Source organism: Pseudomonas sp. C6002 (assembly GCF_013385805.1).
Lineage (GTDB): Bacteria > Pseudomonadota > Gammaproteobacteria > Pseudomonadales > Pseudomonadaceae > Aquipseudomonas.
This window is the reverse complement of sequence record NZ_JACAPH010000007.1, coordinates 228-955: the sequence shown is the minus strand read 5'-3', so window position 1 is coordinate 955 and position 728 is coordinate 228. Positions and strand designations below refer to the sequence as shown.

At 54.7% G+C, this 728-nt stretch carries 1 protein-coding gene; it reads right to left on the bottom strand.

The annotated features are described in order from the left end of the window. Nucleotides 1–728 (bottom strand): ribonucleotide-diphosphate reductase subunit beta (locus HX817_RS03215; RefSeq protein WP_256348639.1); only part of this gene is annotated, 728 nt, incomplete at both ends.

Below are 728 nucleotides of genomic sequence, written 5' to 3'. Positions count from 1 at the left end.
CCACCAGTCTGATACTCGATCACACGAGTCTCAAAGAAATTCTTCTCTTTCTTCAAGTCCATGATCTCGCTCATCCACGGGAACGGGTTGGTGGTGCCTGGATACTCTTCCTTCAATCCAATCTGCGACAGACGACGGTTAGCGATGAACTTGAGGTAGTCCTCCATCATCGCCGCGTTCATCCCCAGCACCCCACGCGGCATGGTGTCACGCGCGTATTCGATCTCCAGCTGAGTCCCTTGCAGGATCATCTGGGTCGCTTCTTCCTTCATCTCGGCATCCCACAGGTGCGGGTTTTCGATTTTGATCTGGTTGATCACATCGATACCGAAGTTCAGGTGCATCGACTCATCCCGCAGGATGTACTGGAACTGCTCGGCCACGCCGGTCATTTTGTTGCGACGGCCCATGGACAAAATCTGGGTAAAGCCGCAGTAGAAGAAGATGCCTTCCAGTACGCAGTAGTAGGCCACCAGGTTGCGCAGCAGCTCTTTGTCAGTCTCAACGGTACCGGTTTCGAACTTCGGATCGGAGATCGAACGGGTGTACTTCAAGCCCCAGGCAGCCTTTTTGGCGACCGATGGAATCTCGTGGTACATGTTGAAGATCTCGCCTTCATCCATGGCCAGCGATTCGATGCAGTACTGGTAGGCGTGGGTGTGGATCGCTTCTTCGAAGGCCTGGCGCAGGATGTACTGGCGGCACTCCGGGTTGGTGATCAGGCGGTA